This is a genomic window from Anaerohalosphaeraceae bacterium (assembly GCA_037479115.1).
Taxonomy (GTDB): domain Bacteria; phylum Planctomycetota; class Phycisphaerae; order Sedimentisphaerales; family Anaerohalosphaeraceae; genus JAHDQI01.
This window is the reverse complement of sequence record JBBFLK010000004.1, coordinates 24,090-40,719: the sequence shown is the minus strand read 5'-3', so window position 1 is coordinate 40,719 and position 16,630 is coordinate 24,090. Positions and strand designations below refer to the sequence as shown.

11 protein-coding genes are annotated in these 16,630 nt (G+C 59.3%); 8 read left to right on the top strand and 3 right to left on the bottom strand.

Annotated features, from left to right (window positions below):
- The first annotated feature begins 18 nt into the window (after nt 1–18).
- From WHS88_02930 to WHS88_02905, 6 genes are read left to right on the top strand one after another with little or no spacing between them, the layout of a single operon-like run.
- Nucleotides 19–3,168, top strand: a complete 3,150-nt coding sequence (locus tag WHS88_02930; protein ID MEJ5259124.1) for a multidrug efflux RND transporter permease subunit — start codon at nt 19–21, stop codon at nt 3,166–3,168.
- Between the two features lie 20 nt (nt 3,169–3,188).
- Nucleotides 3,189–4,484, top strand: a complete 1,296-nt coding sequence (locus WHS88_02925) for a glycosyltransferase family 4 protein (protein MEJ5259123.1) — start codon at nt 3,189–3,191, stop codon at nt 4,482–4,484.
- A 27-nt stretch (nt 4,485–4,511) separates the two neighbouring features.
- On the top strand, nt 4,512–5,207 hold the full coding sequence (locus WHS88_02920) for an ABC transporter ATP-binding protein (GenBank protein ID MEJ5259122.1): 696 nt from the start codon (nt 4,512–4,514) through the stop codon (nt 5,205–5,207).
- Nucleotides 5,204–8,515 carry an ABC transporter permease gene (locus WHS88_02915; GenBank protein ID MEJ5259121.1) on the top strand — a complete coding sequence of 1,104 codons (3,312 nt, stop codon included), beginning with the start codon at nt 5,204–5,206 and terminating at the stop codon, nt 8,513–8,515. Before WHS88_02920 ends, WHS88_02915 begins: the two co-directional genes overlap by 4 nt.
- 38 nt (nt 8,516–8,553) lie before the next feature.
- Complete coding sequence (gene ispG, locus WHS88_02910) at nt 8,554–9,615, top strand: flavodoxin-dependent (E)-4-hydroxy-3-methylbut-2-enyl-diphosphate synthase (protein ID MEJ5259120.1); 1,062 nt, start codon at nt 8,554–8,556, stop codon at nt 9,613–9,615.
- A gap of 38 nt (nt 9,616–9,653) precedes the next feature.
- A complete protein-coding gene (locus WHS88_02905; GenBank protein MEJ5259119.1) occupies nt 9,654–10,457 on the top strand; it encodes a hypothetical protein in 804 nt (267 codons plus the stop codon).
- A 55-nt stretch (nt 10,458–10,512) separates the two neighbouring features.
- Here the strand turns inward: WHS88_02905 and rpmH are convergent, their stop codons facing one another.
- The 3 genes from rpmH to WHS88_02890 all read right to left on the bottom strand — a co-directional run bounded on the left by rpmH (nt 10,513) and on the right by WHS88_02890 (nt 13,353).
- Complete coding sequence (rpmH, locus tag WHS88_02900; protein ID MEJ5259118.1) at nt 10,513–10,656, bottom strand: 50S ribosomal protein L34; 144 nt, start codon at nt 10,654–10,656, stop codon at nt 10,513–10,515.
- Between the two features lie 132 nt (nt 10,657–10,788).
- On the bottom strand, nt 10,789–12,963 hold the full coding sequence (locus WHS88_02895) for a LamG-like jellyroll fold domain-containing protein (GenBank protein ID MEJ5259117.1): 2,175 nt from the start codon (nt 12,961–12,963) through the stop codon (nt 10,789–10,791).
- A gap of 207 nt (nt 12,964–13,170) precedes the next feature.
- A complete protein-coding gene (locus WHS88_02890; protein MEJ5259116.1) occupies nt 13,171–13,353 on the bottom strand; it encodes a hypothetical protein in 183 nt (60 codons plus the stop codon).
- A 171-nt stretch (nt 13,354–13,524) separates the two neighbouring features.
- On the opposite strand from WHS88_02890, the gene WHS88_02885 reads away from it, so the two are divergent.
- The gene (locus WHS88_02885; GenBank protein MEJ5259115.1) at nt 13,525–14,886 is read left to right on the top strand and encodes a hypothetical protein; all 1,362 of its coding nucleotides are present in this window, start codon (nt 13,525–13,527) and stop codon (nt 14,884–14,886) included.
- Nucleotides 14,883–16,607 carry a cysteine peptidase family C39 domain-containing protein gene (locus WHS88_02880; GenBank protein ID MEJ5259114.1) on the top strand — a complete coding sequence of 575 codons (1,725 nt, stop codon included), beginning with the start codon at nt 14,883–14,885 and terminating at the stop codon, nt 16,605–16,607. Before WHS88_02885 ends, WHS88_02880 begins: the two co-directional genes overlap by 4 nt.
- Nucleotides 16,608–16,630 lie beyond the last annotated feature (23 nt).

The following is a 16,630-nucleotide window of genomic DNA, read 5'->3' as shown; positions in this document are numbered from 1 at the left end:
ATTTGAGGAAACATGGCGATGCAGTTCAGCAGATTTTTTATTGATCGGCCGGTATTTGCGACGGTCCTGTCGATTTTGATTATGCTGGTGGGGCTGATTGCCCTGCCGCTTCTGCCGGTGGAAAAGACCCCCGATATTGCTCCGCCGACGGTGATGGTCGAAGCGCAGTATCCCGGCGCCAGTGCGGAGGTGATTGCGCAGACGGTCGCTACGCCGCTGGAGCAGGCCATCAACGGCGTGGACGGGATGCTCTATATGACCTCCAGCAGCAGCGATACCGGAATGATGATGCTGACGGTGACATTTGAAGTCGGCACGGATGTGGATATGGCGACGGTGCTTGTGCAGAACCGGGTGGCGACCGCCGAGCCGCAGCTGCCGGAGGAGGTCAAGCGCTACGGCATCCGCACGCACAAGCGCTCCCCGAATATTACGATGCTTCTGGTTTTTCAGTCGTCAGACGGCCGCTACGACGATGTGTATGTGAGCAACTATATCAATCTTTATATTAAGGATGTGCTGACGCGTGTGTCCGGCGTCGGACAGGTGGAGGTGTTCGGGGCCAAGGATTTCGGGATGCGTCTGTGGCTGGACCCGGAAAAGATGCGGGCTCGTCAGCTGACGACGGATGATGTGCTCGCGGCGGTCCGCCGACAGAATATTGAGGTGGCCGCCGGACAAATCGGCGGCATGCCCAGTCCCCCGGACCAGCAGTTCCAGTGGACGATTCAGACCAAGGGGCGTCTGAGCACGCCGGAGGAATTCGGGAATATTATCCTTCGGGCGGAGGAGAACGGACGGCTGCTGCGGCTGAAGGATGTCGCGCGGGTCGAGCTGGGGGCTCAGAATTATTCCTGGTCCGTGCGTCTGCGCGGCAAGCCCGCCGTGGCGATGGCGATTTATGCTACACCCGAAGCCAACGCCCTGCGGGTGGCCGACGGGGTACGGGAGGCACTGGCTGAACTGTCCAAATCCTTTCCCAAGGGGCTTACCTACGAAGAACCGTACAATCCGACGCTGTTTATTCGGGAATCTCTGCGGGAGGTGGTTTCAACACTGCTGATGGTTGTGGCGCTGGTCGTCCTGACGGTCTTTGTCTTTCTGGAAGACTGGCGGGCTACGCTTGTGCCGGCGGTGACGATTCCCGTTTCGCTGATTGGAACACTGGCGGTAATGCTGGCCCTCGGCTTTACCATTAACACACTCTCGCTGTTCGGTCTGGTGCTGGCCATCGGGATTGTAGTGGATGATGCGATTGTCGTCGTGGAAAACTGCTCGCGTCTGATTGCGGATGAGAAACTGTCACCGCGGGCGGCGGCGATTAAAGCGATGGAACAGGTGACCAGCCCGGTCATTGCGACCACACTGGTGCTGCTGGCGGTCTTTGCCCCTACGATTCTGGCTCCCGGCATTACCGGCAAGCTCTATCAGCAGTTTGCCGTTACGCTGTCGGTGGCTGTTTGCTTTTCGACGCTTAACGCTCTTACACTCAGTCCGGTGCTCTGTGCGTTTCTGCTTCGTCCGCAGGAGGAGAAAAAGAGCCGCTTTTTCGGCTGGTTTGACCGCTGGCTGAAGCGCACGACGACGGCTTATACAGGCGTGGTTCAAAGCATCCTGAGGCGGACAATGATTGCGCTGGCTGTTTTTGCCGTCCTGACGGTTGTGGGACTGACCGGTTTTGGAAAACTGCCGACCGGCTTTCTGCCGACGGAAGACGAAGGGGCCATCTTTTTGGGCGTTCGACTGCCGGAAGGAGCTTCGCTGCACCGCACAGAGCAGGTGATGGAACGAGTCAATACGATTCTGGCGCAGACGCCCGGCATAGCCAACTTCGCCAGCATCAGCGGGTTTTCGATGCTGCAGGGAGGGATGATGGCCAACGGCGGGACCTGCTTTATCCGGCTGGAGCCTTGGTCCAAGCGGCGAGACCCGCAGCTGCATGTGTCGGCGATTGTGCAGCGGCTTCAGCAGCAGCTGTTTACGATTCCGGATGCGCTGTGTCTGGCCTTTCAGCCGCCGGCGATTATGGGGCTGGGGACTACCAGCGGGTTTGAAGTGCAGATTCAGGACCGCGGCGGCGTCGGGCTGGAGACCCTGGCGCGGATCGGCAGCGATTTGGTGTTTGAAGGCCAGAATGACCCGATTATTACGCAGCTGAACAGCACATTTGAGGCTGCCGTGCCTCAGCTGTATCTGGAGGTGGACCGCGTAAAGGTCCAGACGCTCGATGTGCCGCTGGAAAATGTCTTTAACGCCCTGCAGACGTATCTGGGCGGTGCGTATGTCAATGATTTCAATCTGTTCGGCAGGACGTTTAAGGTGATGGCGCAGGCCGAAGCGGACTTCCGCTCAAGAGCCGAGCACATCGGCCGGCTGGAGGTTCGCAACCGGTCCGGTCAGATGGTGCCGCTGCGCACGCTGGTTACCGTTCGCGAAACGGCCGGGCCGCAGACGATTTCCCATTACAATCTGTATCCGGCCACGCGCCTGACCGGCTCGGCCCGGCCCGGCTACAGCTCCGGGCAGGCCATCGAGCGGGTCCGTCAGCTGCTCGAAGAGAAACTGCCGGAAGGAATGGGGTATGAATGGTCGGGAATGAGTCTGCAGGAAGTCAAGGCCGGCGGAATGATGATTTACCTGTTCCTGCTGGCGGCCTTGTTTGCGTACCTGTTTTTGTGTGCCCAGTACGAAAGCTGGACGATTCCGATTGCGATTGTACTGGCGGTGCCGCTGGGCGTTCTGGGGGCGGCGGCCTTTACCTGGCTGCGGGGACTGGACAATAATATCTATACCCAGATGGGGATTGTCCTGCTTATTGGTGTTGTCTGCAAGACCTCGATTCTGCTGGTGGAGTTTGCCAAGCAGCTGCACGAAGAAGGCCGCTCGGTCGTGGATGCCGCGGTGGAGGCCGCCCGGATTCGTTTTCGCCCGATTCTGATGACGGCGCTGACAACGGCGCTGGGAATGGTGCCGCTGGTGGTTGCCAAAGGAGCCGGTGCGGCGGCTCGGCAGGCACTGGGAACCACGGTGTTCGGCGGAATGATTGTCGCCACCGTGCTGGGTGTGCTGCTGATTCCCGTTTTCTATACAGTGGTCCAGCGAACCAAAGAAAAAGCCGTCGAACTGGAAGAAAAGATTATTGACGCCGCAACACACTGGCCCGGATAATAGCCCGCGGAGAAATGTCGATGCGGATTGTACAGATAACACCGGGCTCGGGCGACCAGTTTTACTGTGAAAACTGCCTGCGGGATACGGCGCTGGTGCGGGCGCTGCGCCGGCTGGGGGCGGATGTGGTGCTGGTGCCGATGTACCTGCCGCTGTCGCTGGACGGGGACACCTCGCTGGAGCGCACGGAACTGTTTTTCGGCGGCATCAATGTCTATCTTCAGCACAAGCTGGGCCCGCTCGGGCGTCTTCCGGGGCCGCTGCGGCGCTGGCTGGATTCGGAGCCGCTTTTGCGGCGCATCAGCCGACGGGCCGGAATGACCAGCGCCCGCCAGCTGGGGGAAATGACGCTGTCGATGCTCGACGGCCCGCAGGGACGCCAATCCGCTGAACTGAACCGTCTGACGGATTTTCTGGCTTCTCTGGACCGCAGGCCCGATGTGATTATCCTGTCCAATCTGCTTTTGGCGGGGCTGGCCGGGCCGCTTCGGCAGCGGCTGGGCTGTCGGCTGATGTGCTGGCTGCAGGATGAAGACGGGTTTATCGACGGACTGGGGGAGCCCTGGACGGCACGCGTCTGGCAGCGGCTCAGGGAGCTGCTCGAACATTTCGAACTTTTCCTGCCGGTCAGCCGCTATTACGCCGAGGTGATGAAAAGCCGTTTGGGGCTGTCGGAGGAGAAACTCTTTGTCTGTCCGCCTGGTCTGGAGCTGGGGGATTATGCTCCCGCCCAGACGCCTCCTGCCCAGCCGTCCATAGGTTTTTTGGCTCGGATGGCGTATGTCAACGGGCTGGACATCGCCGCAGAGGCCTTTGCACTGCTGGCCTCCAAACCGGGACTGGAGCCGCTGCGGCTGCTGATTTGCGGCGGAAAGAATGCCGCCGATGAGCCGACGATTCGCTCCGTGCAGGAAACACTCGCTCAGGCGGGATTGGCCGAGCGGGTCCGCTTTGTTGAACGCTTCGAAAAGGCCGAGCGCCTGGCGTTTCTGCAGCAGATTCACGTGCTGGTCTGTCCGGCGCGGTACAGTCCGGCCTATGCAATGAATGTGCTGGAGGCGATGGCCTGCGGGGTGCCGTTTGCCGCCCCTCGGGCCGGAGTGTATCCGGAATGGGCGCAGCAGACCGGCGGGGGGATTCTGTATGAACCAAACAGTCCGCAAACCCTTGCGGAGACCCTCGAACCGCTTCTGCGAAATCCGCAGCAGGCAACCCAAATGGGAGCGGCGGCCCGGCAGGCCGTTCTGAGCCGTTTCGATATGGAACAAAATGCCCGCCGTTTTCTGCAGCGGCTGGAGACAAAAACCGGTTCGTAGTCTTTCGACCCTTTCGAGGAGCCCTCTATGCTCGAACTCAAGCAGGTCCGGAAACGCTATTCGACCGCTGTCGGCCCTCTGGAGGTGCTGCGGGGAATCGACCTGCGGCTGGATAAAGGGCAGTCGGCCTCCATCGTCGGCCCGTCCGGCTGCGGCAAAAGCACGCTGCTGAATCTCATCGGCGGTCTGGATAAGGCCGATGAGGGAACCGTTTCGGTTGAGGGTCGAGACCTTTCGACGATGGGCGAGGAGGCCCTGGCGGATTTTCGCAACCGCTTCATCGGGTTTGTCTTTCAGCAGCATCACCTCCTGCCGCAGTGTACGGTTCTGGAAAATGTGCTCCTGCCCGCTCTGGCCGGCGGGCGGCTTCGGGAAGAACCGGCGGCTCTGCAGCGGCGGGCGATGGAGCTGCTGGAGCAGGTGGGGCTGGCGGACCGGGCCGGTGAACTGCCCGGACGGCTGTCCGGCGGCCAGCGTCAGCGGGCGGCGGTGGCGCGGGCCCTGCTTTTGCGGCCGGTGCTGCTGCTGGCCGATGAGCCGACCGGCTCGCTGGATGAACAGACCGCTGTATCGGTGATTAACCTGCTGGACGAGGTGCACCGTCTTTACGGCCTGACCCTGATTGTTGTGACCCATTCAGCCCTTCTGGCCGCCCGGATGCAGAAGCGGTTTGTGCTTTCCGGCGGCCTGCTTTCTGAGCAGACACAGGACGCTGTGCGATGACGCTGTTTCGCTGGCTCATTCGCTCGCTGGTCTTTGACCGCCGCATCTGGCTGGGGGTTGTGCTGGCGGCGGCGGCCGCCGTGACGGTCTTTACCGGCTCTCTGCTCGTGGGCGATTCGGTGCGGCTTTCTCTGGCCCGGCAAAACCAGCTGCGGCTGGGCCGAACCGGCCTGGTGCTGACGGCTTCCCAGACTCTGTTTCGTGCACAGCTGGCCCAGGACCTTCGCGTACAGCTCAAACAGCCGGCGGCGTCGGCTCTGCTGCTGAAGGGCTGGGCGGAAAATGCCGACGGAACCGCCCGAGCCGTGAATGTCTCTATCGTCGGTGTCGATGATGCGTTTGCCGATTTTGCCCCGTCCGGAAAAGCACCCTGGCTGTCGGGTCTGGGCGAAGGAGCGGTGCTCAACGAACTCCTCGCCTCCCGACTGAATGTTCAGGCGGGGGATGAAATTGTCCTCACGTTTGAAAAAATCGGCGGGCTGGCGGCCGAGTCGGTGCTGTTTCCGGAATCGGAGCTGTCTGTTTCGGTTCGTCTGTCGGTTTCGGCCGTTGCGGACGCCGAATCCTTCGGTACGTTCAGTCTGCGGGCCGACACGGCCGGGGCGCTGAATGTGTTTGTCCGCCTCAATAGACTGGCCGAATGGATTGAGCAGCCGAACCGGGCCAACGCCATTCTTCTGCCGGACGGCTGCGGGCTCTCGGAAGCCGAGCAGGCCCTTCGGCAGGTCTTTCTGCCTGAGGATGTCGGTTTGATTGTCCGTTCTCTCAAGGGCCAGACCGGCGGCGAGGTGCTCAGCCGGCGCATCTTTATTCCGGAGCCGATTGCGGAGGTGCTCCTGCGGGCGGATGAACAGGCCGTCGGCATCCTCACCTATTTTGTCAACGAAATCACTCATCAGGACCGCCGCTGTCCCTATTCAACGGTCTCGGCGATGGCTCCGGCCTCTTCGGCGGTCTCCACCGTCTTTTCGCTGCTGGCCGATGATGAAATCATTCTCAATGAATGGCTGGCCGACGACCTGAAGGCCGATGCGGGCGATATTGTCACCCTGACGTATTATGTCCCTGCACCGACCGGACGAACCCTGATTGAGCAGACGGCGGAATTTCGGGTGCATTCCGTGATTCCGATGATGGGGTTGGGGGCGGACGAAACGCTGATGCCGGACTATCCCCAGCTGGCGCAGGCCGACAGCTGCCGCGACTGGAAACCGGGCATTCCGATTGACTTGAGCCGCATTCGCCCCAAAGACGAGGCCTACTGGAATCGATACCGCGGGGCCCCTAAGGCCTTTATTTCCCTGCCGCAGGCCCAGCGGCTCTGGGGCGGACGATTCGGGAATCTGACCGCCGTGCGTATCGGTTCGTCGATGACTGCCCGGCAGCTGACGGAGCATCTGCGGGCTTCTTTGCCGCCTGCGGCCGCCGGACTGCATATAGAGCCGGTTCGGCAGCGGGCCGCTCAGGCGTCCGTGGGGATGACGGATTTCAGCTCCCTGTTTTTCGGATTAAGTCTGTTTCTGCTCGTATCTTCGCTGCTGCTGACGGCGCTGCTGTTTCGCTTTGCCGTCGAGCGACGGTCTGAACAAATCGGCCTGCTCAAAGCGCTGGGTTTTCGCCGCGGCCGCATCCGGCTGATGTATCTGCTGGAAGGGCTGATTTTGTCGGCGGCGGGGGCCTGTTTGGGGCTGCTGCCTGCCGTTCTTTACACGCGTCTGCTGCTTTGGGCCCTCTCGGGGGTCTGGTCGCAGGCCGTGGCCGGGGCGTCTTTGGCGTTTGATTTTCATGCCTCGACTCTTCTGAAAGGGGCGGCGGCGGGACTGACGGTTTCGCTCTTTTCGATGATGCTCTCGCTGCGGCGCCGTCTGGCGTTGCCCGCTGCGGTCCTGCTGGGGATGCCCGCGGAGATTGCCCCTCCGCAATCCCTCAAACCGCGGCTTCTGTGGACCGCTGTTGTGCCTGGAATCGTCGGCCTTGTGCTGAGCGGCTGGGGGCTTCGTGCGGACCTTCAGAAAGCCACGGCTGTCTTCTTTGTCTCCGGTTCGCTGCTGCTGGTGTCGCTGCTTTTGTTCCTGCGATACAGTCTTTCCGCATCCGGTATCCTCATTTTCAAACGACCGGTCAGCGGTCTGATTTGGGCGGCTTGGCGCAATGCCTGCCGCCGTCCGGGCCGCTCGATGGCGGCAGCGGCCATGACCGCCGCCGGCGTCTTTCTGGTTGCGGCCGTTTCCCTGAATCAAAAATCGCCTCCGAAGGATGTTCGCGATCGCCGCAGCGGCACGGGCGGTTTCGTTCTGGCGGCCGAAAGCGCTCTGCCGATTCTGCAAAACCTTCCGGAGGCCGCCGCTCGGCTTGCCCCCGAGACGGACTGGGAGGTGCTGGGGCTGGAAGGGGCGGCCGCCTTTCGGGTTCGAGAAGGCGAGCCGGCCGGCTGTCTGAATCTCAATCGGGCCGTTCAGCCGCGGCTTCTGGGGGTTGACCCGGTGTCCCTTCGCAATCGCAGGGCCTTTGTCTTTCGGGAGGTTCTGCCGGGCACGGCGGCATCTCTGGAGGACGCCTGGCATCTGCTCGAGGCCGACTGGGGGCCGGATATCGTGCCGGCTGTCGGCGATGTCGGAACGGTCTATTGGGCCCTCGCACGCAAGGTGGGCGACACGCTTGTGCAGACCGATGAGCAGGGCCGGCCCTTTACCCTCAAGATTGTCGGCATGCTCGAATCCTCCGTGCTTCAGGGCAATCTGCTCATTCCGGAAAAGGCCTTTCTGGAGCGGTTTCCTTCGACGGCGGGCTATCGGGTCTTCCTGCTCGATGCACAGCCGCAGAAAGCCGAAGCTCTTTCGGCGGCCCTCAGCCGCACATTCCGCCGATGGGGGCTGGAGGTCGTTCCGACGGCTCAGCGGCTGGCGGTCTTTCAGGCGGTGGAAAATACGTACCTGTCCATCTTTTTGGTTTTGGGCGGGCTGGGACTGCTGCTGGGCACGGTCGGGATGGGCTGGGTGCTCTGGCTGAATATTCTCGAGCGGCGGGGAGAGCTTGCGATGATGCAGGCCGTCGGTTTTCGCAAACGGGTTCTTGTCTCGATGCTGGTTCAGGAGCATCTGCTTATCCTGTCGGCCGGTGTGCTGTGCGGTTTGCTGTCCGCTGTGCCGGCGGTGCTGCCGGCGCTGGCCGGGCGGATTGAACCGGTGCCGCTCGGACTGCTGCTGACGGCCCTGGCCGCCGTAATTTTCAGCGGCTGGATGTGGATTCGTCTGGCGGCGGCCTCCGCCCTCTCCGGGCCGATTCTGAACGCCCTGCGAAGTGAATAAGATAGACAAAAACCGCCTTTTCCATTATCCTGCCGGCTATGATTGCACGAAGAAAAACACGAACCGTTCAGGTGGGTTCCGTTCGGCTTGGCTCAAAGCATCCGATTGTCATCCAGTCGATGACGAAGGTCTTTACCACCCGCGCGGCCGCCTGTGTGCGGCAGATTGTCCGGCTTCAGGAGGCCGGCTGCGGTCTGGTGCGGCTGGCGGTGCCCACGCGAAACGACACCCGGGCCTTCGCCCGCATTGTCCGGCAGGTTTCCATTCCGCTGGTTGCAGACATTCACTTTTCGGCGGAGCGGGCGATTGAGGCCATCGAGGCCGGCGCCGCCAAGATTCGGCTCAATCCGGGCAATATCAAGGACCGCCGCGACATCCTGCGGATTATCGACTGTGCCAAACGGCACGGCATCGCTATCCGCATCGGCGTCAATGAAGCGAGCATACGCGATTTAAAAAGCGGTGATACGGCGATGGACCGCCGCGTGCGTCTGATGCGCACGGAAATGACCCGCTATGTGCGGCTGTTTGAGAAGGCCGGCTTTGACAATCTGGTTCTCAGTGCCAAAAGCGCCGACACGGTGCGGACGATTGAAATCAACCGGATTCTGGCGAAGGATTTTGACTACCCGCTTCATCTGGGCCTCACGCACGCAGGCCTTCCGGAGGATGCGGCTGTTCCTTCTGCGGTGACGCTCGGGGCGCTGCTGGCGGAGGGCATTGGCGATACGATTCGCGTCAGTGCCGCCGGCGACCCGGTCGAAGAGGTCAAAATCGCTCGTCAGATTCTTCTTTCACTGGGGCTGCAGGAGCCGACCGGACCGCAGCTGATTGTCTGCCCGACCTGCGGGCGGTGCCGCATCAATGTGGCCGCGCTGGCCCGCAAGGTCAAAAAGGAACTGACGCATCTGAACAAGCCCATTCGCGTAGCGGTAATGGGCTGTGTGGTCAACGGCCCGGGCGAAGCGGCGGATGCGGACATCGCTGTCTGTGCCGCCGAGGGCAAGGGCTTTTTGTATCGGCAGGGGGTGCGGACGGCTATCGTTCCCGCCGAGCGGCTTCTGGAGGCCCTGCGGGATGAACTCCGCCGCTGCCGATAGCAAACGCAGCTCCATCAACACAGGGGATTGACGACGAGATGTTCAAGCGGCTCAAATCCGATTTATATGCCTGCGGACAGGAAGGTCTGCCGAAGGAAATTACGGTGGACGGCCGGCGGTATCGGCTTCTTCGCACCTTCAAGCATGATTTTTTTGCGGCCACCGGGCTGTATGAGGCCGTTTTGGCCGACAAGCCCGAGGTCGGCACCCTGAAGGTGCTCAAAGCGGCTCGAATGCAGCCGTTTTTGGGGGTTGGGCTCTTGTGGCTGGGGCGGCGGCTGTGCCGGCGGGAACTGGAGATTCTCGAGCGTCTGCAGGATATGGACCAGGTGCCGCATCTGGTCGGACGATGGGGGCAGACGGGGTTTCTGTATGACTATATTGAAGGACGGACGCTGGATGAAAAGCCGCCGATTCCGGATGATTTTTTTGACCAGTTATCGCATCTGCTCGAGCGGCTGCACCGGCGCGGCATCTGCTATGTCGATTTGAACAAGCGGGGCAATATCCTGGTCGGACGCGACGGAAGGCCTTACCTGATTGATTTTCAGATTTCGATGGTGTTCAGCCGCAGCGGACGGCTTTGCCGGCTGCTTCAGCGGGAGGACCGCTATCATCTGCTTAAGCACAAGCGGCGGTTTCGACCGGACCTGATGAGCCCGCAGGAGCGGCAGGAAAGCTATCGCAAAAGTTTTTGGATTCAGGTCCATCGAGGTCTGGCCTGGCCGTTCCGACAGCTCCGACGGGGATTGATGCGATGGCTTTACCGTCGGGGGTACCTGCAAAACCCGCCGCCCGACCAGCGCTCCCCCGAAAACGACCCGGCGCGCTTTGACCGGTAAAGGCGCACGACCCCCGCCGGGGCGGGCGAAAAGCTTGTCCGTTTTGAAAGGCGGATTAACTGAAGCTCCGCTTGACGTTGGTGCTGCGTCCGGTGCGGCGCTTGCGAGAAAGAATCTGACGGCCTTTCTTCGTCCGCATCCGAGCCCGAAACCCGTGCTTGCGGGCCCGCTTGATTAAACTTTTGCGATGATTTTCCATAGGTTGCTGCTCCGCTTTCCGCGTTAAATATTTTTTGGATTTATTCTATCCTGTATCTAAAGGAGCGCAAAATTATACACATCCCGGACGTTTCGGCAAGAGGGAATCCGGGGATTTTGCGGAAAAGCGGGGTTATTCGAGGCAGGAAAGCCGGCCGCACCAGAGCCAATTTTCGGCAAAAACGGCAAAATCGGCAATGTCCACAACGCAGTCCCCGTTGGCATCGAACGGATTGGCCTCCAGACACGGGTCGGCTTGCAGCGGGTCGCTGTCCGGTCCGTTCTCATACAGGGCCCGTATCCACGGTTCGGAAAGCGGCACATTATAGATTCGCAGCTCATTAATCCGTCCTCGGAAAAGAGGATCAGAGGCAATCTGCGAGCGTCCCAGCCAGTTGTTGCGGTCATCCAGCTCCGACAGACGGCCGTTCAGAGTCGCTGTGTCCTTCAGCTGCCCGTTGACATAAAGCCGCATAGTCTGCTCCGGACTGCTCCAGACCACGGCGGCACAGATTTCCTGCTCCGGCAGTGCAGGCGGGGCCGAAAGAGTCTGAACAGATTGGCCCAGTCGGCTCTCAAACACCATCCTGGGGTGGGTCAGATGGCCGTTGTGCGGCGTGAGCATCAGATACCGGCTGCCGGCGGGCGAACCGGTCTGACCTTCCCCCCCTTCGCTGATTCCAAAGCTGAAAACCGGCTGATTGGCGGCGGTGCCCTCCGCGGTAAACCACACCATCAGCGTCAGATTGTTGCCCAGCGCGGACAGCAGACCATTGGGCAAATCGATGAAGGAAGCATTGGGGTCGCCGGACAGGCGCTGCTCCGATGCGAAAACCGCCGCCCCGTCCTGCAGAGAAATCCGCCCGCCGAGCGGGTCCACAGCGAAGGCATCGGCACCTCCGACGGAATCCTCCAGATTCTCATTCAGACTCCACCGATGCACAATCCGTTCGGAGGAAACATACAAAGACGCCGCGGCCGACTCATATTCTTCCAGATTGTCCAGCACCACTCGAACCCGATAAAGGCCCTCGTCTTCTTCGTCTGCATGGTGAATCGTCAGTCGGCTCAGGATATGAAACGGAGTCTCTACGGGGCGTTCTTCCGTGTATTTTGTCTGGTTGATTGGAAGCGGCTGTCCGTTGCGAAGCCACTGGAAAGAAAGAATCGGCCGGGCGGATACGGCCTCTATGGACCATTCCACCTGCGGCGCCGACGGCATCCGCAGCGTCGTTGGGTCCGGCAGCACATAACGGTCATCGAGTGTGCCGGAAAACGTCAGCCATTCCGGACAGGAGGCAAACGACCAGACATCGCCTTTGACCCATGTGTAAAGATTCCAGCAGGGTTCGTTGGTGTCCGGCATCACACACAGCCAGTTGGGCTCAATAACGAGGGTATCCACACGCCAGTAGTAGGTTTGGTTGCACTGCACGCCGTCAAAGAGAAACGAACCGTTTGGGTCCGTCGGCGAGGCCGGCGCAATCTCAAGCCCGCCGATAAGCATCGGCGCCGCCGGAAGATTGGGGTCGGCCACACGAGCCGGGTCTGTATCCAGATACAGTCTATAGGATTCCACCTGATTCGGATGCGTCCAGCGAAGGAGCACCTGGTAGGGTACAGGGGTTTCCGGCAAGGGGCTTATGCGAACGGCCTTCAGGGGCGGGTGAACGCCGTGCAGGCGAATCATATCGATTTCCGTCTGGGTCAGCACATGGTCAAAAAAGGCCAGCTGGTCAATCCGGGCGTTCAGGAACTTGCCGGGTTCGCCGCCGGTGGAGGCCAGATACAGCGGCAGAGGTTTTCTGGGATAAACCGGCGTGAGTGTATAGGTCTCTTCTGCAGGCCCATCATCAACGTAAATCCTGTATTCACCTGTGGTTCCGTTTCGAGTGCAGCAGACAAAATGCCACAGTCCGTCGTTAATCGGCGTCGATGAGAGGACGTCGTGCACCTCATCACATAACCCTCCGATTCCAAATCCGGCTTTGTCGGTACTCTCCAGGCAGACAGCCCAGTCGCCGATTTCGTTGGTGCATCCTTCATAGTCGGCACTGAGAATGCCTTTGCCGTTCCAGAACTTTCGGTTGCCGCCCGGGTGTGAATCGGTGGTCTGAATCCAAAAAACAATGCTGAAATCATGCACAACAAAGGAGGTTGTTACGGCAGTCTGGTCAATTCCGTTGAACGAAACAGCTTGGCCGTACAGGCCCGGGACAAAGACGGGGTTGTTTACCGGAATGAACGTTTTTTGCGGGTCCCCCAGAACGTCTTCAAACGACCCGTCGAATGGGTAAAAGGCAATCAACCTGCCCTGAACAGAGCCGGTCAAGACAAGCAGAACGAAACAAAAAAAATATTTTAAGAAGAATGAAATAGCCGCAGACCCCCTTTTTGCCACATTCGAAGTTTTCTCCAACAAAAAAATCCAGTTATTTTATAAACAAAAGGAACATAAAAGTCAAGGGAGCGGCGGGATGTATAAAGATTAGAGGGTCTGGTATGTCCAAATCGTTCAAAATGCGCAACTCCCCCTTTCCCCCATTTCTGACTTTCCTGTTTTTAATCTTCTGCCGCCATGGGGTTGTCCCCCGTTGCTGAAAAAGTAACCCTTAAACAGCCATTCTGCTGAAATAAAGGCGTTTGAGAGGTGGGAAGCATTGATAGAAAAAATTTCAAAATAGTAAAAATTTTTCATTTTTTCCTTTTTGGCCTATCAATGCCCCCCCTTTGACAGACGACTATATAGAGAAATCAGCAGATCAGGGAGGATTGCCTCAGTGATGCAGGGGGGGGGCGGACAGCTATCACAGTTTTGTTGAATGGATTCCATAATTTTTCAAGCAGATGATACGCAGGAGTTGGCAAAATGAAACGAGTATTATTGTATCTTGTATATCTTGTACTTGGTTCATGGGCGGCAGGCGGTGTCTTTTTTCGGTTGGCTGATCCGGATACTCTGCTGCCGCTGACAACCAATGAGGTCTTTCTCGGCCGGCCGATTTCAATTCTGATTTATTCGGATGCAAACGAACCCTGGCAGGGGGGGCTTTTCCTGCGCGGGCAAGACCGCCTTCACGGGCGTCTTGTCGGTCGAGGTACGGAACCGGTCCTTCGCCATTATCCGGACAGCTGCTTTGCCGATGCCGGCCCCCAGGCCCGCGCGATGCTTTGGAAGGATTCCTCTCTTTACGGGTTTGATTTTTATACCGAGCCGCTGGACCCGAACGCAGGCGACTGGTTTGTGGTAGATTACCAGGCCCTGCGCCCCGGTTCCTGTACTCTCGAATTTTTTGACTATTCTCCCGGAGACCCGAACAGCTGGTCAATCCCCGCCCAGACGCTGGTGCTCGAAAATATCCCATCCCGCGATTTCAATGAAGACGGCCTGGTAAATCTGGAAGATTTCGCCCATCTGGCCGCCTGGTGGTTTGAAGAGGGCTGTTCGGACCCGGACTGGTGTGCCCAGACCGATTTCGACCGGGACGGCTTTGTCGGACTGGGGGATTTGGCCCTATTTTCGGAGCACTGGCTTCGCGGAATGCCGGGCTGGCAGCCGCCGCTTCCGCCTTCCGCCGGGTTTGAGTACAAAGTCTTTTACAGGCTCACCGATGCCGAGGATGCCAACGAAATCACCCTTACCGTCGGCGAAAGCGTCCGCCTGTATATTCAGAAAACCACGGTTGAACAGGATATCAACCTGATTTATCTGGAGGCGGTGCTCTCCGATACCCAGCTGGGCTGGATCGACAATACGGAGTACGACCCCAACAATCCTCAGGCCTCCACAGCAGAACTGCTGGCCGAGCCGCGATACACCTTCTTTGATTACTGGGGGCCGGGCGAGACCCAGCCCGAAGGCATTGTCTTTTTTGCCGTCAGTCTCGGTGAACCCATTGAGGACGGCGCTGTCGCCAGTTTCCTCTATACCGCGTCCGAACCGGGCAATGTCCTGCTCGAACTGATTGATTCCAGTTATGTTCCCAGCAGGCGGTACAGCATTCTTATTCATCAGGTGGACCCGATGCAGTCCGACGGTTCCGGCGAACAGATGTATCAATCCGCTTCCATCCCGCCGGACAGCCAATCCGCTCAGGTACCGGAGATGGCCATCGAAGAAGCCGTAGAGTTTCTGGAGACCATCTGGGAGGAAAACCCGGATATTCGCGAGCAAATCAGCGAAGAACAATGGAATGATTTTGTCGAGAAAGTAAGGAATTCGAGCCTATGAATCGCACGAACTATCCAATGACAGGAGCAGAAATTTGGGGAAAACGGCTCACGGCGGGGCTGCTGCTTTTGTGTGCGGTTTCCGCAGCGGGACGAGTGTGGACCTCGGCGGAAACGGAAACCCTGCTTCGCACGCTGACGGGCTCGCCTCGTCAGTACTGGATTGAGGCCGGATGCATCCGCGCCAAACATCTTCAGTATCGCCAGGCGGATGACTGGCTGGCCCAGTCGGAGGAAAGCGTTGTTTTCGATGGGCAGCGGTTTCGTTGGGAAATCATCCTTGAAGGCGATGAGCAGGCGGTCCCGCAGCCGATGAAGCCGGGACAAAAACCTCTCCGCGTGCCGGATAAAGCGGCGAACCGCCACCGCGTTTTTCTTTGGGACGGGCAGCGGTACACCCGGTATTATCCCGCGATGGACTATGCGGTTGTCTCGGAACAGCCGGACGCCTCTATGGCTTCGCTGCGGGGCCCTCTGACGGCAGAGATTATCCCCTGGGGATACGGCGATTATGCCCTCTCCGCCCTGCAGTCTCGCCAGCCGACGGTTCGGGAGGAAAGCAGGGACGGCAAAACCGTTCTTCGTCTGTCTTTTGTCCATCAGCAGATTACGCCGCCTCTGGAGTGTGTGATGCTGCTGGACCCGTCCAGAGAGTATGCGGTCTTGTCTGTGACTGTCGAAAATCAGGCCGCTCGGATCAGCACGACGTACTCAGACTATGTGCAGGTCGGCGGACGATGGGTGCCCCGGGCGATTCGAACCGAACGGTATGCCAAGACAGGCACGGAACCGGAGCTGCTCTCTTATGAAGACTGGTCTTTTACAGAAATCCAGGCGGCGGCTCCGTCGAATGAGGCCCTGACCGCCCCTTTCAAAGACGGGACGCTTGTCGAAGTGCACCCCGGTCCGGGCAAAGAGTCGCTGCTGTATTATACCCGCCGTCAGTCGCCTGCTGCGGAACTCCTGTCCGAAAAACTGTCACAGAACAAGACCGAATCGAGGCAGACAGATTGTGCCTCCGCCGCCGTCCAGGTGCTCAAGCGCCGATTTGCCGCTTCCGTGCTGCCGGACACATCGCCGCGTGCGGCCTCTGCTGCTCCCGAACAGTCGATGACCAGTTTGTACGAGGTCAAGCAGACGCTCGAACAGGCCGGCCTGTATTGTCTGGCTGTGCAGACCGACCTGGAAACCCTTCGGGGCCTGACGGACTGCGGAATCATTGTTCATCTGCCGAACCAGCAGCATTACCTGATAGTGGACCGCATCGACAGCCAGTCAGTCTGGACAATTGATTTGAGCAGCCGGAAAATTTACTGGAAATGGCCGATTGCCGACTTTGTCCGGGACTGGAAAGATGGAACAGCTCTGCTGGTGGCCGATTCTCCGACCCGTCTGCCGACTCAGCTGCGTCCCCTTGACCCGATGCGGCTGTATGAAATCCTCGGCGGAGACGGTGAATTGTATGAGACCTATTCCTGCACCCAGAAGATTCAGGAGGATGACTGGATTCCCTGTCCGGTGCCCATCGGCGGATTTGTCTGCTACGGGAAAATCTATATTTATTATCCCCGCTACGGCTGTGTAGAGGATGTCAACGGGGGCTTTTGCGAGGGCAGACCGATGGAAGGAATGGACGTAGCGCCGTGTGTCAACCATCTGACTCTGTTCGGTTTCTGCCAGGTTTCGGATTGGTACACAACGTACATACGGGCCTGCCTATAGCGGTTTTTCTTGATTTTTTGGGG

Excerpts from the sequence above, each read along its gene's own strand:
- WHS88_02920 (MEJ5259122.1), top strand. The coding sequence starts at position 4,512 with ATGCTCGAACTCAAGCAGGTCCGGAAACGCTATTCGACCGCTGTCGGC.
- WHS88_02885 (MEJ5259115.1), top strand. The coding sequence starts at position 13,525 with ATGAAACGAGTATTATTGTATCTTGTATATCTTGTACTTGGTTCATGG.
- WHS88_02915 (MEJ5259121.1), top strand. The coding sequence starts at position 5,204 with ATGACGCTGTTTCGCTGGCTCATTCGCTCGCTGGTCTTTGACCGCCGC.
- WHS88_02905 (MEJ5259119.1), top strand. The coding sequence starts at position 9,654 with ATGTTCAAGCGGCTCAAATCCGATTTATATGCCTGCGGACAGGAAGGT.
- rpmH (MEJ5259118.1), bottom strand. The coding sequence starts at position 10,656 with ATGGAAAATCATCGCAAAAGTTTAATCAAGCGGGCCCGCAAGCACGGG.
- WHS88_02890 (MEJ5259116.1), bottom strand. The coding sequence starts at position 13,353 with ATGAAAAATTTTTACTATTTTGAAATTTTTTCTATCAATGCTTCCCAC.
- WHS88_02925 (MEJ5259123.1), top strand. The coding sequence starts at position 3,189 with ATGCGGATTGTACAGATAACACCGGGCTCGGGCGACCAGTTTTACTGT.
- WHS88_02880 (MEJ5259114.1), top strand. The coding sequence starts at position 14,883 with ATGAATCGCACGAACTATCCAATGACAGGAGCAGAAATTTGGGGAAAA.
- ispG (MEJ5259120.1), top strand. The coding sequence starts at position 8,554 with ATGATTGCACGAAGAAAAACACGAACCGTTCAGGTGGGTTCCGTTCGG.
- WHS88_02930 (MEJ5259124.1), top strand. The coding sequence starts at position 19 with ATGCAGTTCAGCAGATTTTTTATTGATCGGCCGGTATTTGCGACGGTC.